The sequence below is a fragment of the Frankia alni ACN14a genome (assembly GCF_000058485.1).
Classification (GTDB): domain Bacteria; phylum Actinomycetota; class Actinomycetes; order Frankiales; family Frankiaceae; genus Frankia; species Frankia alni.
Genome location: NC_008278.1, coordinates 741,102 through 766,294, shown reverse-complemented (window position 1 = coordinate 766,294; position 25,193 = coordinate 741,102). Strand labels below are relative to the sequence as shown.

15 protein-coding genes and 1 pseudogene are annotated in these 25,193 nt (G+C 71.3%); 9 read left to right on the top strand and 7 right to left on the bottom strand.

Annotated features, from left to right (window positions below):
- Positions 1 to 37: 37 nt before the first annotated feature.
- Positions 38 to 286: a DUF6158 family protein gene (locus FRAAL_RS03040; RefSeq protein ID WP_011601946.1), complete on the bottom strand. Its 249-nt coding sequence runs from the start codon at positions 284 to 286 to the stop codon at positions 38 to 40.
- A 620-nt stretch (positions 287 to 906) separates the two neighbouring features.
- Here FRAAL_RS03040 and FRAAL_RS03035 point away from each other — a divergent pair.
- The 4 genes from FRAAL_RS03035 to FRAAL_RS03020 all read left to right on the top strand — a co-directional run bounded on the left by FRAAL_RS03035 (position 907) and on the right by FRAAL_RS03020 (position 6,596).
- Positions 907 to 2,259 (top strand): sensor histidine kinase, encoded by a 1,353-nt coding sequence (locus tag FRAAL_RS03035; protein ID WP_231861480.1) that lies wholly within the window; start codon positions 907 to 909, stop codon positions 2,257 to 2,259.
- Complete coding sequence (locus FRAAL_RS03030; protein ID WP_011601943.1) at positions 2,256 to 3,062, top strand: response regulator; 807 nt, start codon at positions 2,256 to 2,258, stop codon at positions 3,060 to 3,062. The genes FRAAL_RS03035 and FRAAL_RS03030 overlap by 4 nt, the downstream gene beginning before the upstream one ends.
- Before the next feature lie 67 nt (positions 3,063 to 3,129).
- Positions 3,130 to 3,813, top strand: a complete 684-nt coding sequence (locus FRAAL_RS03025) for a hypothetical protein (protein ID WP_011601942.1) — start codon at positions 3,130 to 3,132, stop codon at positions 3,811 to 3,813.
- Positions 3,814 to 4,265: 452 nt separating this feature from the next.
- On the top strand, positions 4,266 to 6,596 hold the full coding sequence (locus FRAAL_RS03020; RefSeq protein ID WP_041938749.1) for an Hsp70 family protein: 2,331 nt from the start codon (positions 4,266 to 4,268) through the stop codon (positions 6,594 to 6,596).
- A gap of 147 nt (positions 6,597 to 6,743) precedes the next feature.
- On the opposite strand, the gene FRAAL_RS03015 is transcribed toward FRAAL_RS03020, so the two are convergent.
- From FRAAL_RS03015 to FRAAL_RS35490, 4 genes are all read right to left on the bottom strand, one after another.
- Positions 6,744 to 7,493: a dienelactone hydrolase family protein gene (locus tag FRAAL_RS03015; protein WP_011601940.1), complete on the bottom strand. Its 750-nt coding sequence runs from the start codon at positions 7,491 to 7,493 to the stop codon at positions 6,744 to 6,746.
- Between the two features lie 161 nt (positions 7,494 to 7,654).
- Positions 7,655 to 8,167, bottom strand: coding sequence for a hypothetical protein (locus FRAAL_RS03010; RefSeq protein ID WP_231861479.1), 513 nt, complete (start codon positions 8,165 to 8,167; stop codon positions 7,655 to 7,657).
- 469 nt (positions 8,168 to 8,636) lie between these two features.
- Complete coding sequence (locus tag FRAAL_RS03005; RefSeq protein ID WP_011601938.1) at positions 8,637 to 9,911, bottom strand: UvrD-helicase domain-containing protein; 1,275 nt, start codon at positions 9,909 to 9,911, stop codon at positions 8,637 to 8,639.
- Between the two features lie 465 nt (positions 9,912 to 10,376).
- The gene (locus tag FRAAL_RS35490; protein WP_256804494.1) at positions 10,377 to 10,772 is read right to left on the bottom strand and encodes a very short patch repair endonuclease; all 396 of its coding nucleotides are present in this window, start codon (positions 10,770 to 10,772) and stop codon (positions 10,377 to 10,379) included.
- A 188-nt stretch (positions 10,773 to 10,960) separates the two neighbouring features.
- Between FRAAL_RS35490 and FRAAL_RS35975 the strand changes: the two genes are divergently transcribed.
- The gene (locus FRAAL_RS35975) at positions 10,961 to 11,629 is read left to right on the top strand and encodes an HNH endonuclease (protein ID WP_083866690.1); all 669 of its coding nucleotides are present in this window, start codon (positions 10,961 to 10,963) and stop codon (positions 11,627 to 11,629) included.
- On the opposite strand, the gene FRAAL_RS31245 is transcribed toward FRAAL_RS35975, so the two are convergent.
- On the bottom strand, positions 11,612 to 12,658 hold the full coding sequence (locus FRAAL_RS31245; protein WP_231861478.1) for a DNA cytosine methyltransferase: 1,047 nt from the start codon (positions 12,656 to 12,658) through the stop codon (positions 11,612 to 11,614). The genes FRAAL_RS35975 and FRAAL_RS31245 overlap by 18 nt on opposite strands.
- Before the next feature lie 1,598 nt (positions 12,659 to 14,256).
- Between FRAAL_RS31245 and FRAAL_RS02990 the strand changes: the two are divergent.
- The 4 genes and pseudogenes from FRAAL_RS02990 to FRAAL_RS02975 form a co-directional block, all read left to right on the top strand.
- Positions 14,257 to 14,943 (top strand): annotated as a pseudogene (locus tag FRAAL_RS02990) (response regulator transcription factor); the annotation flags it as partial.
- A gap of 350 nt (positions 14,944 to 15,293) precedes the next feature.
- Positions 15,294 to 17,240 carry a sensor histidine kinase gene (locus tag FRAAL_RS02985; protein WP_011601931.1) on the top strand — a complete coding sequence of 649 codons (1,947 nt, stop codon included), beginning with the start codon at positions 15,294 to 15,296 and terminating at the stop codon, positions 17,238 to 17,240.
- Positions 17,241 to 17,411: 171 nt separating this feature from the next.
- Positions 17,412 to 19,970 (top strand): ArnT family glycosyltransferase, encoded by a 2,559-nt coding sequence (locus FRAAL_RS02980; RefSeq protein WP_041938747.1) that lies wholly within the window; start codon positions 17,412 to 17,414, stop codon positions 19,968 to 19,970.
- A 180-nt stretch (positions 19,971 to 20,150) separates the two neighbouring features.
- Positions 20,151 to 21,518, top strand: coding sequence for a bifunctional glycosyltransferase family 2/GtrA family protein (locus FRAAL_RS02975; protein WP_197537240.1), 1,368 nt, complete (start codon positions 20,151 to 20,153; stop codon positions 21,516 to 21,518).
- 110 nt (positions 21,519 to 21,628) lie between these two features.
- On the opposite strand, the gene FRAAL_RS02970 is transcribed toward FRAAL_RS02975, so the two are convergent.
- Entirely contained in the window at positions 21,629 to 25,117 is a 3,489-nt protein-coding gene (locus tag FRAAL_RS02970) for a pyruvate carboxylase (RefSeq protein WP_041940113.1), read from the bottom strand.
- Between the last annotated feature and the right edge of the window lie 76 nt (positions 25,118 to 25,193).

The window sequence follows — 25,193 nt, the reverse complement described above, 5'->3', positions numbered from 1 at the left end:
GGCGCCCATGACTGCGCCGTGACGCCAGCCGACCAGCTCAGCCCGCGACGCCGGCGGCGCGGCGCCGGCCGGCCCGGGTGCGCCGTGGATCGGGGCTGGCGGCCTGCGGGAAGCGGCGCAGGTACTCGCGTTCGAGCTCCAACATGCGCGCCGTGTGGGTCTCGAACGCGTCCTCGCTGCCGGCGATGAAGGCGTCGTGCCTGGTGCGGTGGAGGTGCCGCAGCTCGCGGACGAGGTCGTCGTCGGCCAGGTTGGGGGCGGGGATGCCCTCGGGTCGGTGCGTCATGACCTGGGTGTACCCGCTCCGCCACCAGCCTTCGCGTCTCCCCGCCCCATACCGCACGGCCAACTCCTGGCGTGGCCACGGCCAGCCCGTGGTCACGGCCAGCCCGTGGTCACAGCGGGCACGTGGTCACAGCGGGCACGTGGTCACAGCGGGCACGTGGTCACAGCGGGCACGTGGTCACGGCGAGAACGTGGTCACGACCGGCGCACGGTCAGAGCGGGGGCGGCACCGGCCCCGGGCCGGGCTGCGGATCGAGGCCGGGGCCCGGCGGAACGGGATCGGGCCCCGGGCCGGGAGGGACGGGATCCGGCCCGGGGCCGGGCGGCACCGGATCCGGCCCGGGGCCCGGTGGGACGGGATCCGGCCCGGGGCCCGGCGGCACCGGATCGGGGACGGGCGTCGGCGGGACGGGGTCCGGAGGCGTCGGAAGCGGGCCCGGGCCGGGCGGCGGCAGGACCGCGCTGCCCCCCTCCGCGCCCTGACCCGACCCCGGAGCAGGGATGAGGCAGATGGTCTCCATCTCGTGGCGGTTCCCACGGAAGGCCCGACGCACACCGCAGACGACCGGATCAGACGCGGGGGGTGGCCGTGCCACCGCTCGATCACTACCGTTGCGACCTATGACCGGGTTGGACGGTTCCGCGGGTTCGCCCTGGGCCATCGTCCACCGCACCGAGCAGCGCATGTCGCGGATGGTCGGGTATGCGCGGGCCGCGTGCGCCACGTTCGTGGTCATCCCGCTGTTCGGGTGGGACCGGCTGCGTCACCCCTGGCTCGCCGTGCTGATCGTGGTCGCCGCGGCCGGCGAGGCGAGCTGGTTCGCCTGGCGGGCCTGGCACGGGCCGGGCCGGCTCTCCCAGCGGCTGGTGCTCACCGACGTTGCCTTCTGCGTGGCGCTGATGCTGGTCGGCTCCCGCGCGGCGCAGGCGCACGAGCGCAACAAGCTGATGACCGAACTGGTGCCGTTCAGCCTGGTGGCCTCGGCCGGCGTCGGGTTCGGCCTGGGGCTCGGGCTGCTCGCCGTGTTCGCGGTGGTCATCCTGATGACGGCGTGGAGCCTGGCGGTACTGCCGGACGTCTCCCTCAAGCTCGGCTCGGACCTGTTGGGCTTCGCCCTGTGGTACGTCGTCGCGATGCTCATCGCCCGCGAGCTGCGGACGCTGTCCGCGGCGACCGCCGCCGCCCAGGACGCCGCCAGGGCCGCCGGCCGGCTCGCCGTCGAGCAGGAACGGGAGGCCGAGAGCCTGCGCCAGCGCGAGATCACCCACCGGGAGATCCACGACTACCTGCTGCCCATCGTCGATCACGTCGCCGGCGGCGGCCTGCCCTCCCCCGCGTTGGTGCGGGAGGCCCGCCGCGGGGCGCAGCGGGCCCGGCGCATCATCATGGACCCGCGCGGGCTGGACCCGCGGGTCCTCGACGGCGACGGCAACGGCAACGGCGGCGACGGCCTGCCCGAGCCGGGTGAGACCGGGTTCGAGGCGATGATGTCCGCGGTCGTCGACGCGTTCGCCGACGAGGGCCTCGCGCTCGTCCCCTTCGTGGCGATCCAGGGCGAGCCGCCCGTGCCGGTGCGCGAGGCGCTGGTCGCCGCGACCCGGGAGGCGCTGCGCAACGTCGTGCGGCACGCCGGCGGAGTGGACGAGGTCAGCCTGTTCGTCGAGGGCGACGCCGACGCGGTACTCGTGGTCGTCCGCGACCGGGGCGTCGGGTTCGACCCGGCGACGGTCCGCCCGGGCGGCGGGTTGAGCGGCAGCTACCAGGCCCTGCGCCGGCACGGCGGACAGGCGCTCGTCACCGCCCGGCCGGGCGATGGCGTCAAGGTGACGCTGCGCTGGCCGGCCCCGTCCACGCCGCCCGACGGCACCACACCACCCGACGGCACCACACCGTCGGACGGCACCACACCGTCCGACGCGCCCGACGGCGAGGCACCGTCCTCGGCTGCGCCCTGGCAGACGGGCCCGCGGTGAGCGCCGAGCGCCGGCCGGTCTCGGTGGCGATCATCGATGACCATCCCATCGCCACCGAGTCGCTGGCCGCCCGCTTCGCCGGCGCCGGGTTCTCGGTCCTCGCGCCGGCCCCGAGCCTGGAGGCGTTCGACCGCGACGCCGCGCCCGGCGTCGTCGTCTGCGACCTGCATCTGCCCGGGATCTCCGGCGCCGCGGCCGTGGCCGACCTGCACGCGCGCGGCCTGCCCGTCCTGACGACGTCCGGGGTGGCGACGCCCGACGAGGTCCTCGACGCGATTGCCGCGCAGGCCCGCGGGTTCGTCGACAAGACGGCGCCGGCGCAGCAGTTCGTGGCTGCGGTCACCGCCGTGGCCGCGGGCAGCTACCACGTCTCCGCCCGCCTCGCCGGCTTCCTGCTGGAGGACGCGCAGCGCCGGCCGCTGTCGCGCGGCGAGATCGGCACCGACGAACGCAACCTGCTGCGCGCCCTCGCCCAGGGGGATCATCTCGACGAGCTGTGCGCCGAGTGGGGACTCGCGGCGCCCGACGCGCACGGCCTGCTCGCCCGGATCTTCGACGCCGCCCGCCGCCGGCGCCGCCTGCACCGGCCCTCACCGCGGGAGGCCGAGGTGATGGTCCTCGTCGGGTGCCGGGGGCTGTCCCACAAGGAGGCGGCCCGGGCGATGAACGTCAAGACCAGCGTCGTCGCCGACTACCTGCGCACGGTGCGGGCCAAGTACATCGCGAGCCATCCCGACGCCCCGCCGACGATCCCCCCGAGCGCCGCCGCCGCGCTCTGGGCCCGCGAGCTCGGCTTCGACTGAGCTCGACCTCTCAGCTCGACCTCTCCCCCGCCCGAACCGTCAGTCTCTGCCGCGTCCCCCGGTTTTCGTGGGATTGCCCGCCGTCTCCTGCGCCCACACCCTCGTCAGGATGGGTGGCGGCGACGAGGAGGGGGATCGGACGCGGGCGGATCGACTGCGTGCGGTGTTCCTCGCCGCCTTCCTCGACGCGGCGGCGCTGCCGCCCGGAATGTGCCAGATCAGGCCGCCCGACGCCGCGGCCCCGCCGTCCGGAGGCCGGACGGTGCACCAGGGCCAGGCCATCTGGCTGGGTGCGCCCGACGCGGAGCTCTACCGGCTCGACGACACGCGCTGGCTGCTGCCGAGCCCACGCCGGGCCGGCGAGCTCGCCCGGGAGCTGCTCGGACCACCGACCACCCCGCCGCTCGCGGGTACGGCAGACGACCCGCTCTGGTTACGCGGGGGCGACGGCCCGGCGGTGGCCGGCTTGGGTGACGCCGGGCCGAGTACGGGCGGGAGGGGCTCGGGGCAGGTCCGGCTGCACGTCGTCCGCGACACCCCGAGCGCCGGGCACGTGAGCGTTCTCCAGTTCGGACCCGTGGTGGCGCGGATACAGGCCGTCCCTGGCGAGGGTTCGGCGCTGCCGGACGGCCTCGCCGCCGACCTCGGTCGGCTGGTCGCGCGGCAGATCTCGGCGCTGAGCGGCGCTGCTCTGGAGCTGCGCCGGCCTGCCTGGCACCCCGCCCGGTGGTTGTCCCGACCGGGCCGGTGACGACCGGGAAAAACCAGCGGGAAAAACCAGCGGGAAAACCAGACTTCGACGGCCTGCGCCGACCGTTTTCCCCCGAAGAATCGGGGATGGTATGCACCGCGGGCATCCCGCACGATGAGTCCAGGGACCACGCCGGTGCGACGGGTCAGGCCAGTTCGTCGGGGGGACGAGACGGCCAGGTGCCGCATCGGGGGCGCACCGGCGTGGTTCCGCGGACTGCCGGCCTTTCGGGGGAGGCCGGCAGTCCGCCGCTCGTCGACCACGCCAGCGCCGCCCTGCCCCGGCCACGGAGGGGCCACTCGGTGCCCGACGCTCCACGGCACGGCGCAACCACGGGCGGCGACCGTATACGGACGGTCGGTCCCGTTATCCTGCCGTTTGGCGAGGGTGTCGTCGGTGCTCCGGTCGGCGCCGCTACGATCTGCCCACCGGAGTCGTGGACAGGGGGTGCCGTGGGCGAGCCGATCCTCGCGATCGACTACGGTACCTGCAGTGCCCGGGCGGCTCTTGCCGTCGAAGGCCGCATCGAACCGGTCCGGGAACCCGCCAGCGGCTCCGTGAGCTGGCCGGCGTCGGTGTTCGCCGACGGCGGCAACCTGATCGTCGGTACCCTCGCCGAACGCCGCAAGCGGATCTGGCCCGCCGCCTACCGCGGCGAGATCAAGCGCGACCTGGCCCGCGACGGCGCCGTCCCCCTGGATGGCCGCGGCTATCCCACGCACGTGCTGGTCACCGCCGTGCTCGGCGCCCTGAAGGCGGAGGCGGAGCAGCAGCTCGGCGGGCAGTCGTTGACCCGGGCCGTCGTCACCGTGCCGGCGAGCTACGACCCGGCCGGCCCGCTGCGCCGGGTCATGATCTCGGCGGCGGAGGCCGCCGGCTTCGTCGACGTGGACCTGCTCGCCGAACCGGTCGCCGCGGCCTGGTCGCCGCTGGTCGGCACCGAGCCGGAGCCCGGTTCGCTGATGCTCGTCTACGACCTCGGCGGCGGGACGTTCGAGGGGGCGCTGGTCTCGGTCGGCGAGAACGGCCGGCACGAGATGATCGCGCACGCGGCGCTGCACGACTGCGGCGGGCGCGACCTCGACCAGATCCTCTTCGACGAGATCCTCGGTCTCTACGGCCCGGGGCTGGAGCCGCTGCTCAACCCGGCGGGCCCCGGCGACATGTACCAGACCACGGCCAGCCGCACCCGCCACGAGCTGCTCGACTTCGCCCGCGCGGTCAAGCACCAGCTGACCGACATCGCCGTCGTCGAGGACGTGTTCAGCCCGGCCGGCCTGCTGGTCAGCATGCAGCGCGAGAGGTTCACCCAGCTCGCCTCGCCGACCCTGGCGCGCACGATGGCCTGCTGCCAGCATCTGCTGGAGAACGCCGGGTACGGGCCGGACAAGCTCGGCGGGGTGCTCCTCGTCGGCGGCAGCTCACGCATCCCGGTGGTGACCGACGTCCTGGAGGGACGGCTCGGGGTCGGCACCGACTGGCCCGGCCAGCAGCTGTTCTCCCCGGTCGACCCGGAGCTCGCGGTGGTGCTGGGCGCGGCGGCCTGGGCGTCGTCGGTGTCGACCCGGCGGACCACCGCCGCGCGGCCGAACCCCGTGGAGCAGCCGGCCCGGTGGGACATCCCCGGCGGGCGGGCGACGATGGTCCGCTGGCTGGTCGAACCGGGCGAACGCTTCGACGCCGGCGCCGTGCTGGCCCGCGTCCGGCTGACCGACGGTTCCCTGTTCGACCTGGCCGTCGAGGCGCCGGGCAGCCTCATCCACACCCATGCCGAGCCGGGCACGCCGGTCCGCGACGCCGACTGGCTCGCGACCACCCTGCCCTCGGGGCCGGCGCCGCTGGGGTCGGCGGGCGCCGCGGACCTGCGCGGCTTCGAACGCAGCAGCCGCCCGTCGCTGCGCGTGGAGGTCACCGCGCGGGCCACGCTCAAGGGCCACGAACGCGACGTCACCTCCGCCGCCTTCTCCCCCGACGGCGCGCTGCTCGCCACCACCAGCAAGGACGGCACCCGGCTGTGGGACGTGGCGACCGGCCGCACGTCGCTGACGCTGAGCGGGCGTAAGAGCCTGGTCGTGCACGGCTGCGCGTTCTCCCCCGACGGCAAGCTGCTGGCCACCACCGGCAGCGACAAGACCGCCCGGATCTGGGACGTCGCCTCCGGCCGGCAGACGGTGACGCTGACCGGGCACCGCGGGCCCGTCTACGGCTGCGCGTTCTCCCCCGACGGCAGCCTGGTGGCCACCACCGGCACCGACCGCACCGTGCGACTGTGGGGCTCGTCGACCGGCAAGAACATCGCCACCCTCAACGGCCACCGCGGCACGGTCTACGGCTGCGCGTTCTCCCCCGACGGCCGGCTGCTGGTCTCCGCGGGCGCCGAGTCCACGCTGCTGTGGGACGTCTCCGTCGGGGAGGCCCTCATGAGCCTGCCGGGTCACACGAACTTCGCCGGCGGCTGCGCGTTCTCCCCCGACGGCAGCCTGCTGGCGACCGCCGGCAACGAGGGCACCCGGCTGACCGACGCGGGCAGCGGCAGCACCGTCGCGACCCTGCCCGGCTCGGCCCAGAGCTGCGCGTTCTCCCCCGACGGCCGGCTGCTGGCGACGGCCAGCACCGACGACACGGCCCTGCTGTGGGACGTCTCGACCGGCGCGGCGATCGCCACCCTCACCGGCCACAGCAGCACCGTGATGAGCTGCGCCTTCGCCCCGTTCGGCCTGCTGCTCGCCACCACCAGCACGGACATGACCGCCCGCCTCTGGGACATCATCTACACGCCCTGAGGCCCGCCCGCTGCGCCGGCCCGCCCGTTCCTTGCCTATCCAGAGGGATAAGTCGGGCACGGAACCCTCTGGAAGGGCAAGGAAACCGCTCGCCGCGGCCAGGCCGGACCGCGCGCCGACGGACCGGGCTGCGGTGGGGCCGGAGCGTCAGCCGGTGGGCAGTTCCCGGGCAAACAGCGCCGTGACCTTCTCCCAGTGCCGCTGCTCGGCCGCGGCGTCGTGGCTGGGGTTGTCCGCGACGGCGAAGCCGTGGGCGGCGGTGTAGTGCTCCAGCTCGTAACGGGCGCCAGCCTTGTCCAGCGCCGTGGTGAGCAGCTCCTGCTGCTCCGGCGTGCAGGACTGGTCGTTGGCCGCGACGCCGAAGTAGAGCGCCGCGCTGATGTCGTCCGCCCGCAGGTGCGGGCTGGTCGGCTCCTCGGTGGCGATGCCACCGCCGTGGATGGACGCGGCGGCCGCGACCCGGTCCGGGATCGCACCGGCCACGGTGAAGGCCAGCAGCCCGCCCCGGCAGTAGCCGACGGTGGCGACCTTGTCGGCCCGCACGTCGGACCGCGCGTCCAGCACCTCGAGCAGCGCCGCGGTGTCCTGCACGACCAACGCCGGGGCCGCCTTGCCCATCACGGCCATCAACTCGGCGCGCAGATCAGGATCGGACCACACCTTGCCCACGTCGAACGAGATCTTGCCGGATCGGTAGAAGTAGTTCACCACCGCCACCGCGTAGCCGCGCGCGGCGAACTGGTCGGCCATGTCGTGCATGACCGGCCGGACGCCACCGGCGTCCGGATAGAAGATGACGACCGGCGGCGTCGTGCCGCCGCCGTCGTCGTCGGGGGTGTGCAGGTACACGTCCATCACACCGTCGGCCGTGCGTACATCGATTTCGGTAACGGGCACTCGGTTCGCCTCCCGCTGGTACCGCCCGGCCTGGTGCCGGGCGCAGCCATGCGGCAAGCAGCATCCTCCATGCCGCGCCGAGAGGGTACAGACGGCCCCCGCGGCTGCGGTGGGCGCCCGTAGCGCCACGCCAGGTGACCGACTCGGCGCCGTTCGGAGGCTCAGGCGGGACGAGCGGTGTCCGCGGCGGCGGGGTCGACGGCAGCCGGGTCGACGGCATTGGGGTCCGTCGCGTCCGCGGGCGGGCACTCCAGACCGAAGTCGTCGAGCACGGCCGTCGGCGCGACGCCGCAGCCCACTTCGTAGGTGCCGAGCTGGACGAGCTTCCAGCCGCCGTCGGTGCGGTGCAGCACGCCCTCCGCCCGGTCGAGATCCGCGACCGTCGGGTGCAGTTCGGTGTACGCCCAGCTCGGGTCGCTGCTCGCGAGGCGGGTGCCGGCGAGCTCGTAGTCCCTGGTCGGAACCTGCGCCGTGTACGGGCTGGTGCGCACCGCCTTGTCGATGGCGTCGGCATCCCGCGCGGTGGGAGCGACGGTCTCGGCGGCGGCGTCGCGGACGGGCGCCGCGACCACGCCGGTGCTCGCGGTGGCGGCGGCGGAGGAGCCGGTACAGGCGAAGGCAGTTCCCACCGTGACGACTCCCGCGGTGACCAGAGTGGCTGTGGGCAGTACCACCCGACGCGCCACGCGAGGGCGCACGCCGTGGCGGGCGGACTGAGGACGACGGTGTCGAGCCATGCGGAGCACGTACCCAGTTTGCGCGGGTGAACCCCCCCTTGGGGTGCAGTTCCCTGGTCGTCCTCCCGACAGACCACAGCGTGCTCCCCAGGGGCACCCACCGTCACCTGGGTGACAGCCGTGTGACGTCGGGATCGTCACCGTGGGACCCTGCCGACGCTCTTGGCGACCGCGCCGAATGGGGTAGCGCGGCCAGGCCTCGCCGCCGTGCCCCGCCGCCACCGTCAGGCCCGCCATCGCCGGCGCCCGGGGCGTGCCGTCCCTCGGGGTGGGCCGGATCGTCAGGCAGCCCAGCGGTTCAGGTCCGCTTGGCCTAGGGCGATCGGGGGGTGCGCGCGTACCTTGCCCACCGCCCCGGAAATTCACTGCCGCGCACTGCATCTGCTGACGACCAGGGCAGTGCATGTCAGGTCGCGAGGGACGTCAGAAACGGGCTCGGTCTACCCGACCACGAGACGGCGAGGAACTCCCGGGCACGGGTACATGCCACGTACAGAAGACACAGCTCGCGCAGGGTGTCCTGGGCGTGTAGCTCCGGATCGTCGGTCTTCGGGGTGACGGCATGCACGGACGGCACCGAGCGCGTCCCCACGTCGACGACGGCCATCGCCCGATACTCCAGACCCTTCATACGGTGCATGGTGCCGGTCTCGACACCCCCACGCCATCTGCGGTCCAGAGAACAGACTTCGATCCCGGCGTCGCCGAGAGCCCTCGCGGCGGCGTCGGCCATCCTGCGGGTGCGGGCCGCGACGCCGATCGCGGACGGTTCGACACCGCCCTCGATCCAGCCGCGGACCGTCGACACCAGTCCGTCCAGCTCCGCGGCCGGCGTCGGATATCCGTGCATCGTCGGTGGCCGCGTGCCACGAAACGCCGAGCGGTATCCGGCCAGGTCGTCGACACCGCCATCGAGGTCGTCAATCACCTGGCCCTCCAGCAGCGCGATGGCCCAGGTGAGGATCTCCTCGCTGGTCCGGTAGTTGAGCCTCAGGCGGTGCGACCGGCCACGCACGTTGATGCCCATGGTGGCCAGGGCAACCCGATGGTCGTAGATCCGCTGGTGCGCGTCGCCCACGATGAACAGGTCGTTGGGGCCGTCAGGCACCACCGCGCGGAGCAGCCGCCACTGAGCGGGGTGCAGGTCCTGCGCCTCGTCGACGACGACATGCGGGAACAGATCGCCGGCCGACATGGCCCGGGCATACCGCGCCGCATCGTCCGCAAGCTGGTAAAAGGTCCGTTCACCGGCGGTCTGCATCCGATCGAGGAAGTGCTCGACGGCCGCCCAGACCCGCAGCCGCTGCCGCCTTGTCAGGGCTTGTGCCGAGCCCGCCCGGGAGACGGACAGGTAGTCCTCCACCGTCCGTACCCCTCTGGCCAGGATCACGTTCTCCCATTCCTGGCGGAGCCTGGTCGGCGGACAGGTCACATCGGTGGCGGCCGCGGCGGCGATCCACCGCCCGTTCAGCACCTCCTCGTCAAGAAGCACGTTCGGAGCCGATCCCTCGGCTTCGGTCACAATGCGGTGGGCAAGCGCATCGACCGTGGTGACCTCGATCGAGGAGCCGGTGTCGGCGCCGGTCACCGCGTCGAGCGAGGCCAGGTTTGCCTTCAGGCCGTCGGCGAGTGTGCGCACGAAGGTCGTGACCAGAACGGGTCGCCTTGCGTCGGCAGGCAACTGCCGCGCTCGGCCCGACCCGACCGCAGAGCATCAGCTAAGCATGCAACTCGCCACGCCTCTGGTAGGCCGTCTCGTAGGACGCACGCATCGCCGCATCGTCCCGAACTCCTTCTAAAAGCTACTCGTCGCCTGCTGCGGAGAATGATCGTCCGTGGGCGGAGCAGCGACCATGTCGTACAACTTCCGCGACGCGACAAACCTTAAGATCTTCGGGCAGCGACGTTGAGCGTCAGCGCGCGTCTGGGTCTCGACCGCCCGGCGTCCGCCGTTCCCTCTATTGCGGTTCACTTCACAGCTCACGATCGACTGGCTCCGGTCCAGCCGCATCGCGCTCACCTAATCGAGAGGTCCGCCGCCAACCCACGAGAGATCTCCTCCCGCTTCGCGAGCGTCAGCTCCCGACCCCGCGCTCAACTCTCCCGCGCAATCATCGGTCATACTACCTGGCCGATCACCTACCGCTTAACACGGCGGGATCAATGGTCGTCGCCTCGATAGGATGACTTCTTCTATCCGGTCGGCCACGGCCAGGAAATTCTCGTGTTCCCATGCGCGAATAACGGTCCAACCGGCCTCCGTCAAAAATACATCAGTTTGGCGGTCCCGAGCTACATTGGACTTGATCTTCTCGGCCCACCACTCGGCGTTGCTAGCTGGCCAACTGGCGTGCATAGGGCAACTATGCCAGAAGCAGCCGTCAACAAAGACGGCGATCTTCAATCTGCAGAACGAGATGTCGATCCGACGTCTGGGGTGTCCTGGCACGGGATAGTGCACACGGTAGCGAAGCCCCCGCCTGTGCAGCTCCGATCGCAGATCCAGCTCACAGCGCGTGTCTCGCCCCCTGGTGCGACTCATCCGGGCCGACACCGCGGGATCGCTTGGCGGTACCGGTGCCGGCCGCATAGGCGTACCTCGCCCTTCGGGGGCCCGAAGGCCCATACCTCCAGTGGAAGGTCTATGATACCTGCCGTGAGCGAAAATATAGATCTTGAGGCTCCTCGTCGAGATGACGCGAAGCAAGAAGTCGGCGGGGGCGATCGGTCCTGACTCCTAATCTGTTCGAACATGGTAGCGCGGACGACGTTAATCCCAGCGTTTACCGCCCGCTTCCCCGACATCTTCAGGATCTTGTCGACCTGCTCCCTCTCAATGTTCCCGTCCACCGTTCCGAGATCGAAAAAAAATACGGAAAATCAAATTATGCTCGAAGAATCAGAAAGATTGCCTCTGAGTACGGTTGGGAAATCGAAAGATTCCGAGATAAAAGCGGCGCAAACGATGATTGGTACGTCCGACGCTCAGAGGGTCCTATCCGCCCTCAGCGGATACGATATGAAGTAGCACCAAAGAGGCGGCTGGAAATTTATGACCGCGACCATTGGAAGTGTCAAATTTGCGAGGACTCCGTAGGTCGCGACCAAAATTTGACGCTTCCACAGTGCGATCACAAGGTGCCGGCGGAACGAGGTGGAATTTCTTTACCTGAGAACCTCCAGACGCTTTGCACTCGATGCAATTTGAAGAAACGACAAGCATGCGGATCCTGCACTCTTCTGACATGCGAAAATTGTCCATTTGCTTTTCCTGAAAAGTATGATGACGTGATTATCCTGAGGCTTCCTCGGGAGGTAGCAGAAAAGATTCGCGCGGCAGCAGCCATTGAAGAGAAAACAATCAGCGATATCATCACTTACTTAACCCGCCGCCTCTAGCCGCACAATTGAATTTTCGTGCACTTCAAGGTGTCGAAAGATCTCGGTCCCGACTTGGCGGGCCAACTCAACGGGTACAGCGTTCCCGATCTGCTTGACGATCTGAAAGGTGCTACCTACGAACTGAAAATCGTCTGGAAAGGTCTGAAGCCGAGCACCTTCGCGAACAGTTATCGATCTGTCTGCTTCAGGGTGGAGGTAGCGGCCCTTCTCTGGTTTTAGGAATTGGGTCCTGATCGTGAGAGAAGGAGCGTCCCATTCCAATCGACCCATCAGATCGGTGCTTCCACCGCCACGGGGGTCCTTATATTTCCAGCAGTCAGGCTGTAGATGCAGAGGAAGATTCTTCCGGTTACCACCAGGTGGGATATGGCGATAGCGCTCAAGCGACAAGGCGGAGACGTTCCTGCTATTGTGTAGATTCGTATTAGTCGGCTCCAGTGGTAGATCACTAATGGCATCACGTACTGTACGCCAGGGAGGGAGATCGGAAAAAAAAGCGGCCTGCTCTTGCGGCTCTTGGTGAGTGGGGGCCGGCAACTCGGGTTCACCTATCCGGCTTCCAATCACTATCGTACGCTGTCGCCTTTGCGGTACCCCGTAATTGGCTGCATTAAGAACAGCAAATACCAGCTTGTATCCAAGTTTTTTTGCTTCCCGAGAGACTCCGAGAAAAGCAGGATCTTTGAGAAATTCGGGAACATTCTCGATTACAAATACGGCAGGCTGCGACGCGGCAACGCATCGCATAAAATCCATCCAGAGATAGTTTTCGAGACGCTCTTTTTTTGCTTTCTTTCCTAGCCGACTAAATCCTTGGCAAGGCGGACCACCTATTACGACGTCAGCGGCCGGGAAGTCGCTGACGTCTCGAATGTCAACGCACAGCGAATCGCCTGGAAAATTCGCGCGGTGGGTATCGATGGACGGCTGATCATGGTCGATGGCCAGGATGGGTGAAAAACCCGCCTGGACGAAGCCGAGCGACATTCCGCCTGCTCCACAGAAAAGATCGATGATCGTGCGCACCGAACGAGGGCTAGCGGCCCGAGCTTGGTCAAATCCTACAACGGATACCGAATGCTCTTGTGGAGAAGTGCTCGGTGCGTGTGTAGACAATTGTGTCTCCGTTGTATCTTGGTCCGCTCGAACTATCGGTTCTGCTACAAGCTTGGCCATAGGATACACCCCTTGCCTGCGATGTCTTGATCAGCGTTAGCGATAGCTTGTCCTGGTTGCGCTTAGGAGCCAACTTGGCAAGCTGGGTGAGCTAGCGGATTGAGCGGCACCGGGGAACTTTCGTCGGATGGCCCTGAGTCGTCGAAGCCGTACTGGGCGTGGCTGGAAGGTAGCGGCTGACCGCACCATCGCGACAAACCTACTCTCAAGCCAAGGTATGAGAGCGGTAGGCAAGACCAGCCCCTGAGCGACTTCGCAGTTGGCGGAGCACGAGAAGCCCCAAGTGCCCATCGGAACACATCTCTTGCATGCACCCGTTACCTCCTAGGCTCAACCATAAGACTCCAGCCAAGGAACTCGTACGTCCCGAAATCGAGACCACCTCGAGTCCAATGATCTTTTTATTGCTCACCTCCGACAAGTTTACGCTAGGGTGGGCAGCTCGCGTCCTACACCCCGAAGTGCTTCACGAGGATCCCCGAGCGGCCATCGACGACCATTGAGACTTGCGTACCAGGCCAACCAGACAGGGTGAACGACAGGAGACCACCAGGAGACCACGCTGCACGTTTGAAAGGTAAGCCGTCGGCAGGAGGAGAAAGTATAGAATCCGTCGGTCGCGGCGCTTCCGTAGCAACGTGGAGTTCGGCGCTGACTGGTCGGTGGCGGTTGGGCTTGGATCCATTCGCATCTTGGCCTAGTTGCCAGTTCGACGTCCTCGTCCGCCTGGTCAAGCAACCCGCGGACGCGCCCGCAGCAGTCCGGACTGGCACCGACATCAAGGTACCTGACTAGTTACCCCTTGTAGACGTCGCGGCGGATCGGTATAACACCCGCTTCGATCTCCCAAAAGTTGATCTACAAGTTAGGTGATTTTGCCGACTGGCCGACGAAAGATCGCAGCACCGGCAGAAACTGCTCGCGTTTTTGTCCGCTATGCAGGAGATCGAACGCAGGCTCAGAAAGACCGATAGCGGGATCCTCCTGGTCCGGCCACCAGCGCTGCTGGGAGCTATCGGCAGGCAGCTGGCGTCCCCGCTCGGATCTCCCACAGTGGCGAGTGACGTAGCGCGACGACCGGGCATTCCCGTGCCCCTGATCCGTCGCCGTCCCCACCCGTCCCTGCCCTGCGTCCAGGACCGCTGCTAGCTCCGCGTGAACCTCGGACCACCGACTCATCCGCATGCCATCCGCCACGCGCTTCACTGCCCACAGCAGCATCAACCACTCCGGTGACCGTGGTCCGCCCTGATCCGACGCGCCGAGGAACGTCCACAAGCCATTGAAAGCTCGATCGAAGTGCACTAAGCAACGATTTGGTCACCGCACTCCGGCCGATCACCTTGATCCGGTCATCGCCGAGCACACTCAGTCCGCTTCGCCCACTCACAGGAAGTTCACAGGTGAGTCTCAGGCTACGGCCAGGCATTCGGGAGAAGCTGTCCCGTATGCAACCGGTGCGGGTACTCGTGGTGGACGACGAGACGACGCTGGCGGAGCTGCTGTCGATGGCGCTGCGCTACGAGGGGTGGGAGGTGCGCAGCGCCGGGGACGGGCGTGGCGCGCTGCGGCTCGCGCGCGAGTTCCGGCCCGATGCGGTGGTGCTCGACATCATGCTGCCCGACATGGACGGGTTGGAGGTGCTGCGGCGGCTGCGCGCGGAGAGCCCGGACGTCCCCGTGCTGTTCCTGACCGCGCGCGACGCCGTCGAGGACCGGGTGGCCGGGCTCACCGCCGGCGGTGACGACTACGTGACGAAGCCGTTCAGCCTGGAGGAACTCGTCGCCCGGCTGCGTGGGCTGATGCGCCGGGCGGCGCGGACCACCGAGGCGCTGCAGGGTGCGCGGCTCGTCGTCGGCGACCTGACCATGGACGAGGAGAGCCGCGAGGTGGCGCGCGGCGGTGTCCCGGTGCACCTGACCGCGACCGAGTTCGAGCTGCTGCGCTTCTTCATGCGCAACCCGCGCCGGGTGCTCAGCAAGGCACAGATCCTCGACCGGGTCTGGAACTACGACTTCGGCGGGCAGGCGAACGTCGTCGAGCTGTACGTCTCCTACCTGCGAAAGAAGATCGACGCCGGCCGCCCGCCGATGATCCACACGATGCGGGGCGCCGGCTACGTGCTGCGACCGGCAGAGACCGACTATCCGGTCCGACCGGAGGGCACATCGGCCTCCCCGACCTCCCCGACCTCGGCGGCGCCCGCGACGATCCGCGACGGCGCGTTCGGCCTGGCCGGCGGGTCGGCGGCGGTGGTGCCCGGGTCCATCGGCGCCGGCTCGGGCGGGGCCACGGGTTCGGCTGCGTCCGCTGCACCAGTCGCACAGGCCTCGTCGGCCACGTCGGCCACGTCGGCCGCCGCGCCGGGGCCGCGCGCGGAGTACGGCTCGGCGGCGCAGCTCGCGCCCGGTGGAGCCGGCGCCGCCCGGTCCGGCCAGAGCCGGCCAGGCGGGGGCCTGCGCCGCGCCCGCCGGAACTGATCGACGTGACCGCAGCCGCACCGCATACTGTCCCGGACGCCGTCCAGGCCGGGCTCTCCGGGCGCGGTGGTCCCGGGCGACGCCGCACCGGCCACGGCTGGCCGGTCACCCCGTCCCGCTGGTCGTTGCGGACGCGGCTGCTCGCCCTGCTCATGGTGCTGCTCGCGACCGTGTCGCTGGCGATCGTGTTCGTCACCGCGGTGGCGTTGCGCGGCGTCCTGCTCGACCAGCTCGACCGCCGGCTGGGCGAGGCGAGCGGAAGGTGGGAACGCACCCTGCAGCACTACTCCGGACCACCGCTGCCGCAGCAGCTCCCCGGCGGCCTGGGCTCGGGACTGGACTCCGGATCGGGGTCCGGATCGGGTTCCGGATCGGGTTCGGAGCCAGGCTATGGGTACGGCTCGGGTACGCGCTACGGCACGACGACCTCCTGGCGGACCACGGCCGGTTCGGTGCCGCTCACCGCGCAGACGTTGTACGGCGTGAGCGCTGCCAGCCTGCTCGACAACTTCTTCACGGGGCCGGTCGAGCCCGGCACATTGGCCGCGATCATCGACGGCTCCGGCTTCTACGGGGCGTACATCGATACGACCTACTCCCTGCAGGCTCTCTCCGCCGGGCAGACCGCCACCGTCGCGGCCGTCCCGCGCGACGGCGGCACGCACACCCGCGGGCTCGGCGAAGCCGGCGACTACCGGCTGCTCAGCAGCACCAGACCCGACGGCACCACCGTCGTCACGGGCCTGCCGATGAAGCAGGTCAACGCGACGCTGACCAAGATGGCCGCCATCGCCGGCGCCGTCGCCCTGGCGGGGGTGGCCGCGGCGGCCCTCGCCGGCACGGTGATCGTCCGGGTGACCCTGCGCCCGCTGCGCCGGGTCGCGGCGACCGCGTCCCGCGTTGCGGAGATCCCGCTCGACCGGGGCGAGGTGGCGCTGTCGGTCCGCGTGCCGGATGTCGACACCGACCCGAGAACCGAGGTAGGCCAGGTGGGCTCGGCGCTCAACCGGATGCTCGGTCACATCGGGGCGGCGCTGGCGGCCCGGCATGCCAGCGAGACGCGGATGCGGCAGTTCCTCGCCGACGTCAGCCACGAGCTGCGCACCCCGCTCGCCGCGATCAGCGGCTACGCGGAGCTCACCCGGCGCACCCGCGAACCCGTCCCACCCGACGTCACCTACGCGATGAGCCGGGTCGAGTCGGAAAGCGCGCGGATGACGGCGCTGGTCTCGGACCTGCTGCTGCTCGCGCGGCTCGACTCCGGGCGGCCGTTGGAGCACGAGCCGGTGGACATCTCCCGGATGGTCGTCGACGCCGTCAGCGATGCGCACGTCGCCGCCCCCGACCACCGCTTCGCGCTCGACCTGCCCGAGGAGCCGGTCACCGTCACCGGCGACGCGGCCCGGCTGCACCAGGTGCTGGCGAATCTGCTGGCCAACGCCCGTGCCCACACCCCGCCGGGAACCCGCGTGACGGCCAGCCTGGCGGTCACCGACGACGAGGTCACCGTCGCCATCGTGGACGACGGCCCCGGCATCCCCGCCGACCTGCTGCCCGAGGTCTTCGAGCGCTTCGCCCGCGGGGACAGCTCCCGGTCCCGGGCCGCGGGCAGCACCGGGCTCGGGCTCGCCATCGTCGCCGCCGTCGTCGAGGCCCACCAGGGCCGGGTGGAGGCAACCAGCCAACCCGGGCGCACGGCCTTCGTCGTCACGCTGCCGCGCTGGTCCGCCGCGGTCTCGGCGCAGGGCGAGCCGCCCAACCCGGCAACCGTGACCCCGGGCTGGACCGCGGCACCAGGTCCGGCGCCGACGTCGCCGTCGGCTCCGTCAGCACCGCCGGCACCGCCCGTACCGACGGCCCCGCCCGTACCGACGGCCCCGCCCGCGCCGGCGGCACCACCCGCGCAGCCCGCACCGACGGCGGGCCTCGCTAGGCCGATGCGCCGCGCCTGAGCACGCCTCCTCCACGCCCGTCCTCGGAGCCCGCCATCGGGCCCGCCGCGGCCCCGTCCTCCACGCCCGGTTCCGGGACGCCGTGGCGGACGAGGATCGTCGGCGAGCTTCACAGGTTCCGCACAGGCGGAACACAAGGACCCAAAAGGTCGCTGGCCCAGGGTGATCCCTATGTCGCCCACACTCACCGACCCGATCCCGCGCGACGGGGGTCGGCGCGCTCAGGGACACCGTCGCCGGCTGCCGTGGAGCAGGACGGAGCCCGCCGCGCCGGCGGGCCCCGCCGCGCCGACAGACCCCGGTGCGCCGACAGACCCCGATGTGCCGGCGGACCACGACGCGCCCACCGTCCTCGGGCCCGCTGCCGAGGGCGCGGTACCGCCCGCCGCCGCCGAGCCGGACCCACGTTGGGTCCGCCCGGCGCTGATCGTCCTGCTGGTCGGCACCGGCGTGCTGTACCTGTGGGACCTGAGCGCCTCGGGCTGGGCCAACGCCTTCTACTCGGCCGCGGTCCAGGCGGGCTCGGTGAGCTGGAAGGCGTTCTTCTACGGCTCCTCGGACGCCGGCAACTCGATCACCGTCGACAAGCCACCGGCCTCCCTGTGGGTGATGGCGCTGTCGGCGCGCATCTTCGGGTTGAACTCGTGGAGTCTGCTCGTCCCGCAGGCGCTGATGGGCGTGGGCACCGTCGGGCTGCTCTACGCGACGGTGCGCCGCCAGCTCTCCGCCGGGGCGGGCCTGCTCGCCGGGGCGGTACTCGCGCTCACCCCGGTGGCGGCGCTGATGTTCCGGTTCAACAACCCGGACGCGCTGCTGGTTCTCCTGCTGGTCGCCGGCGCGTACGCGACGCTGCGCGCGGTGGAGCAGGCCAGCACCCGCTGGATGGTGCTGGCCGGCGTCCTCGTCAGCTTCGCGTTCCTGACGAAGCTGCTGCAGGCGCTGGTCGTGGTGCCGATCTTCGCGCTGGTCTACCTGGCCTGCGCGCCGACGTCGTTCTGGCGCCGGGTCCGCCAGACGCTGGCCGGCGGCCTCGGGCTGCTGATCCCCGCCGGGCTGTTCATCGCGATCGTGGAACTGGTCCCCGACTCGTCACGGCCGTACATCGGCGGCTCCCAGCACAACAGCCTGCTGGAACTCACCCTCGGTTACAACGGGCTCGGCCGGCTCACCGGCAACGAGACCGGCAGCGTCGGCGGCGGCGGAGCCGGCGGCCGCCGCGGCTTCGGCCTGCTCCAGAACGGCGCGGCCGCGGCGCTGCCGGGCGGCGGCACCGGCGCCGGCACGGGCACGGGCACGGGCACGGGCGCCGGCGGCGCGGCCGGGTTGGCGAACGGCGCCGCCGGCGGGATGCCGTTCCCGGGTGGCGGTGGCCCCGGCGGCGGGCGCGGCGGCGGCATGTGGGGCTCGACCGGCTGGACCCGGATGTTCGGCTCGGAGGTCGGCGGTCAGATCTCCTGGCTGCTGCCGGCCGCGCTGATTCTGCTGGTCGCCGGGCTGTGGATCACCCGGCGGGCACCGCGCACCGACCGGCTGCGGGCCGCGTTCGCCCTCTGGGGCGGCTGGCTGCTCGTCACCGGGATCATCTTCAGCCAGATGAAGGGCATCTTCCACGCCTACTACACGGTGGCCCTGGCTCCGGCGGTCGGCGCCCTGGTGGGCATGGGAGCCGTCCTGCTGTGGCGGCACCGGCGTCACCCCGCCGCCGCGCTGGCCGGCGCGGCGACGATCGCCGCGACCACCGCCTGGTCGTGGACGCTGCTGCACCGCACCGCCGACTGGCACCCGTGGATCCGCTACGCCGTGCTGGTCGCGGGCATCATCGCCACGCTCGGCTTCCTCGCCACCGTCCGGCTGCCCCGCCGGGCCTCGATCGGGGTCGCCGCGGTGGCCCTCGTCGCCGGCCTGCTCGGTCCGGGCGCGTACGCGGTGGCCACCGCCGGAACGCCGCACACCGGCTCGATCCCCTCGGCCGGCCCGGCCGGCGCCGGCTTCGGCGGCCCGGGCGGCTTCATGCGCCGCCTGAACGGACAGCCGGGCGGCACAGGCCGCAACCAGGCAGGCGGCGCCTTCCCGGGCGGCGGCCAGACCGGCACCTTCCCAGGCGGCGGCCAGGGCACGTTCCCGGGCGGCGGCCAGACCGGCGGATTCCCGGGCGGCGGCCAGGGCGGCTTCCCCGGCGGCGGCCAGACCGGCGGATTCCCCGGGTTCCCCGGCGGCACGACCGGCGGCGCCGGCGGCACGACCGGCGGCGGCACCGGCAACGGCGCGACGGGCAGCCCGGGCACCACCCAGGGCCGGGGCGGCATGCGCGGCGGCATGGGCGGCCTGCTCGACGCCGCGAAGCCCAGCGACGCCATCGTGAAGCTGTTCAAGCAGAACGCCGACTCCTACACCTGGGTCGCGGCGGCGGTGGGCTCGAACAGCGCCGCCGGCTACCAGCTCGCGACCCGCGAACCGGTCATGCCGATCGGTGGCTTCAACGGCAGCGACCCGTCGCCGACGCTGGCGCAGTTCAAGAAGTACGTGACCGAAGGAAAGATCCACTACTTCATCGGTGGCGGCGGCTTCGGCCAGGCCAACGGCGGCAGCAACTCCTCGCAGGAGATCGCCGCCTGGATCACGGAGAACTTCACCGAGAAGACGGTCGGCGGGGTCACCCTCTACGACCTGACCGCCCCCAAGGCGAGCACCAGCACCTCCTCCTCCACCACCACCACTCGCACCACCTGATCCGTCGCCATCACCAGACCGGCCGTGTGCTCCGGGCCCTCCCCCAGGCCCGGAGCACACGGCCGTCGCCGGTCAGGTGGGGGTGCCGACGGCACTGCTCAGGGCGAAGGCTGGAGTCTCACAGGCGGCACACAGCATGGGCACACGGGTGGCACAGCTCGCCGACCGAGAGTGAGGAGCATGACGACGTGGATGCCTTCCTCGGCGACCGGAACCGGTGCCCCCGCGCAGCGCGTTCCCGTGGAGCAGACGCACGCCAGCACGGCAGTGGAGGACGACGGCCGACCGCTGCCGGTGCTCGACGTCGTCATCCCGGTCTACAACGAGGAGACCGATCTCGGCCCCTGCGTGCGCCGGCTACACGCCCACCTGCGGGACTCGTTCCCCTACCCGTTCCAGCTCACGATCGCCGACAACGCCAGCACCGACGGCACCCTCGGGATCGCGCTGGCGCTGGCGGAGGAGCTGCCCGGGGTACGCACGGTGCACCTCGACGCGAAGGGACGCGGCCGGGCGCTGCACACCGCCTGGGCGATGTCGCCCGCGCCGGTGCTCGCCTACATGGACGTCGATCTGTCCACCGACCTCGCCGCGCTGCTGCCGCTGGTCGCGCCGCTCATCAGCGGGCATTCGGACCTCGCGATCGGTACCCGGCTCGCCCGCACCTCCCGGGTGGTGCGCGGGCCGCGCCGGGAGGTGATCTCCCGCTGCTACAACCTGATCCTGCGCGGGACGCTCGCCGCCCGCTTCTCCGACGCGCAGTGCGGCTTCAAGGCGATCCGCGCCGACGCCGCCGCGGCGCTGCTGCCCCTGGTGGAGGACACCGGCTGGTTCTTCGACACCGAGCTGCTCGTCCTCGCCGAGCGGGCCGGGATGCGCATCCACGAGGTACCCGTCGACTGGATCGACGATCCGGACAGCCGGGTCGACGTCCTCGCCACGGCGATCGCGGACCTCAAGGGGGTCGTGCGGCTGCTGCGGGCGCTGGGCACCGGCGCGCTGCCGCTGGCCGAGCTGCGCCGGGAGTTCGGCCGCGGCCCGCTGACCGCCACGGCCGGCCTCGGCCCGGGCGAGGGCGGCGGCACGGAGGGCAGGGGCGGGGCGGCGGGAGGGGTGCAGGTGCCGGGAGTGCCGCGGGGACTGCCGGGTCAGCTCGTCCGCTTCGCCATCATCGGTGTGGCCAGCACCCTGGCCTACCTGGTGCTGTTCGTCCTGCTGCGGACGGCCACCGGCGCGCAGGCGGCGAACCTGCTGGCGCTGCTCATCACCGCGGTGGCGAACACGGCGGCGAACCGGCGGCTCACCTTCGGGCTCACCGGGGCGGCCCAGGCCGGGCGTCACCACCTGCAGGGTCTGGTGGTGTTCGCCATCGGGCTGGGGCTGACCAGCGGTTCGCTCGCCGCGCTGCACGCGGCGAGCGACCATCCCGGCCGCGGCCTGGAGGTCACGGTCCTCGTGCTGGCGAACCTGTTGTCCACCGTCATCCGGTTCCTGCTGCTGCGGGCCTGGGTGTTCCGTCCCGGCCCGGCGACGCCCGGAGCCTCCTGACGCCCGGAGCTTCCTGACGCCCGGAGCCTCCTGACGCGGAGTGCGGTCCCGCGGGGCCCGCCGCCGGGATGGCGCGGCGGGCCCCGCGGGTGCGCAGTCGAGCCCGTCGGTCAGGGGCGGACGACGAGCAGCAGGTCGCCGACCTCGACGGAGTCGCCGTTGGCGCGGACGAGCTCGCCGACGGTGCCGGCCACGGGGCTGGTCACGGCGGCCTCCATCTTCATCGCCTCGACCACCGCGAGCTTCTGGCCCTGGGTGACGGTGTCCCCGGCGGCGACGGTGAAGGTGACGATGCCGGGCAGCCCGGCGCCGATCTGGTTCGCGTCGCCGGGGTCGGCACGGCGCGCCGAGGCCGTCGTCGCCGTGATGGAGTTGTCGCGGACCCGGACCGGCCGGGGCTGGCCGTTGACCCGCAGGTACAGGGTTCGCATGGCGGCGTCGTCCGGCTCGGACAGCGTCTCCAGCTCGATGATGATCTCGACGCCGGGCTCCAGCGTGACGGCCACCGGCACGCCCGGCCGCAGCCCGTACAGGTAGGGCTCGGTCGGGACCAGCGACGAGTCGCCGTAGCTGTCGGCGGCGGCCAGGTAGTCCTTCCACGGGCCGGGGAACAGCAGCCGGGACAGCGCCGCGCGGCGCCGGGCGCCGGGGACGGCGAGCTCGGCGGCGTCGGCGGGGTCGAGGTCGGCCGACGGCGGCGCCGGGTGGCGGCCGGCCAGCGCCCGCTCCCGGAACGGCTCGGCGAACCCGGCCGGCGGCGTGCCGAGCTCCCCGGCGAGGTAGCCCAGGACGCTCGCGGGCAGGTCGAAGCGCTCGGGATGCTCCCGCAGCGTGGCGACGTCCACCCCGCCGCCGACGAGGAACAGCGCCAGATCGCCGACGACCTTGCTGGTCGGCGTCACCTTGATCGGTTTGCCGAGCAGCTCGTTGGCGACCGCGTACGCCTCCTGCACGGCCGGCCAGCGCTCCCCGAGCCCCAGCGCGATCGCCTGCTGGCGCAGGTTGGTGAGCTGCCCGCCGGGGATCTCGTGCCGGTACACCGCCCCGGTCGGCGCCCGCAGGCCCGCCTCGAACGGCGCGTACAGGTCGCGCACCGCCTCCCAGTAGGCCTCCATCGACGACAGCGCCGACAGCGCGATCCCCGTCGCCCGCGGGGTGTGGTCGGTCGCGGCGACCAGCGCCGACATGTTCACCTGGCTGGTGCCGCCGGACATCGGCGCGGCGGCGGCGTCGACGGCGTCCACCCCGGCCGCGGACGCGGCGAGCAGGGTGGCGAGCTGGCCGCCGGCCGTGTCGTGCGTGTGCAGGTGGACGGGCAGGTCAAACCGCTCGCGCAGAGCGGTGACCAGCGTCGCCGCCGCGGCGGGGCGCAGCAGCCCGGCCATGTCCTTGATCGCCAGCACGTGCACGCCGGCGGCGACGAGCTGGTCGGCGAGGCGCAGGTAGTAGTCGAGGGTGTAGATCTGCTCGCCGGGGTCGGACAGGTCGCCGGTGTAGCACAGGGTGCCCTCGGCGATCGCCGTGCCGGTCTCCAGGACCGCCTCGATCGCCGGGCGCATCTGTTCCATGTCGTTGAGGGCGTCGAAGATCCGGAAGATGTCGACGCCGGTCGCGGCGGCCTCGGCGACGAACGCCCGCACCACGTCGTCCGGGTACGGCGTGTAGCCGACCGCGTTGCGGCCGCGCAGCAGCATCTGCAGGCACTGGTTCGGCGCGGTGGACCGCAGCGCCGCGAGCCGCTCCCACGGGTCCTCGGCCAGGAACCGCAGCGCCACGTCGTACGTCGCCCCGCCCCACGCCTCCAGGCTGAGCAGGTTCGGCGTCAGGGCGGCGAACGACGGCGCCGCCGCGAGGATGTCGAAGCTGCGCAGCCGGGTGGCCAGCAGCGACTGGTGGGCGTCACGCAGGGTGGTGTCGGTGACGGCCAGCGCCTCCTGGGCGCGCAGCCGCGCCGCCCAGCCGGCGGGGCCGAGCTCGGTGAGCAGCTGCCGCGAGCCGGCGGGCACCGCGACGCCGGTGAGGCCCGCGCCGGACAGCCCCTGACCACTGCCGCCACCGGTGCCGGTGCCGAGGCAGGCGGGCGAGCCGGGGCCGATCGCCACCCCCTGGCCGTCGGGCAGCAGCGGCAGCTCGGGCAGCCGGATGCGCGGGTCTACCAGGGCGTGCGCCGGTCGCCGGAACCCGTTGACGGTGCTCTCGGCGAGGCGGGCGAGCGTCCGGCTGGTCTGGTCGGTACCCCGGCCGGGCAGAAGCAGCTCCGGACGCTCGTCGATGAACGACGTCGTCACCCCGCCGGCGAGGAAGTCGGGGTCGGTGAGCACCCGCCCCAGGAAGTCGATGTTGGTCCGGACGCCGCGGACCCGGAACTCGTTGAGCGCCCGGCGCGCGCGGCGCGCCGCCTTCTCCAGCGTGCTGCCCCGCGCGGTCAGCTTCACCAGCAGCGAGTCGAAGTAGGGACTGACCTCGGCGCCGGCGTAGGTCGCGCCGTCGAGGCGGACGCCGGGGCCGCCCGGAGACTGGTAGAAGCTGATCGTCCCGGTGTCGGGCCGGAAGCCGTCCGCCGGGTCCTCCGTGGTGACCCGGCACTGGATCGCGGTGCCGCGCAGGGCGATCTGGTCCTGGCCGAGGTTGAGGTCGGCGAGGCTCTCCCCGTCGGCGATGCGCAGCTGGGCCGCGACCAGGTCGACGCCGGTGACCTCCTCGGTGACCGTGTGCTCGACCTGGATGCGCGGGTTCATCTCCATGAACGTGTACTGGCCGTCGGCGCCGAGGAGGAACTCGACGGTGCCGGCGTTGACGTAGCCGACGTGCTGGGCGAAGCGGACCGCGTCCGCGCAGATGCTCGCCCGGATCGCCTCGTCCAGCCTCGGCGCCGGGGCGATCTCGACGACCTTCTGGTGGCGGCGCTGCACCGAGCAGTCCCGCTCGTACAGGTGGATGATGTTGCCGTAGGAGTCGGCGAAGACCTGCACCTCGATGTGACGGGGGCGATCGACCGCCTGCTCCAGGAACACGGTCCCGTCGCCGAACGCCGCCGCGGCCTCCCGGGAGGCGCTGGCCACCGCGTCGGCGAGGTCCGCCGCCCGCTCCACCCGGCGCAGTCCCCGCCCGCCGCCGCCCGCCGAGGCCTTCACGAACAGCGGGAACCCGACCTCCTCGGCCGCCTGCGCCGCGCCCTGCCCGTCCGGCAGCGGCGTGGACGCGCGCAGCACCGGCAGCCCGGCCGCCATCGCCGCGTTGCGCGCGGCGACCTTGTCTCCCGTCAGCCGCAGCACCGACGGCGGCGGCCCGACGAAGGTCACCCCCGCCGCCGCGCACGCCTCGGCCAGCACCGCCGACTCCGACAGGAAGCCGTAGCCGGGGTGCAGCGCGTCCGCCTCCGCCTGCTTGGCCACCGTGAGCAGCGCGTCGATGTCGAGGTAGCCCCGCACCGGATGACCCGGCCCGCCGAGCTCGTACGCTTCGGACGCCTTCGTCCGGTGCAACGCGGAAACATCCTCCGGGGTGTAGACCGCAACGGTGCGCAGCCCCAGTTCCTGGGCGGCTCGGAAGACGCGGACGGCTATCTCACTGCGATTTGCGACCAGGACCTTACGCACGCGCGCCTCCTCGGACGGGGTGCGCATCATTGTGAGGGGCCGATGCTCCCACGCGCCAAAGCAACGTGTCGGGGGT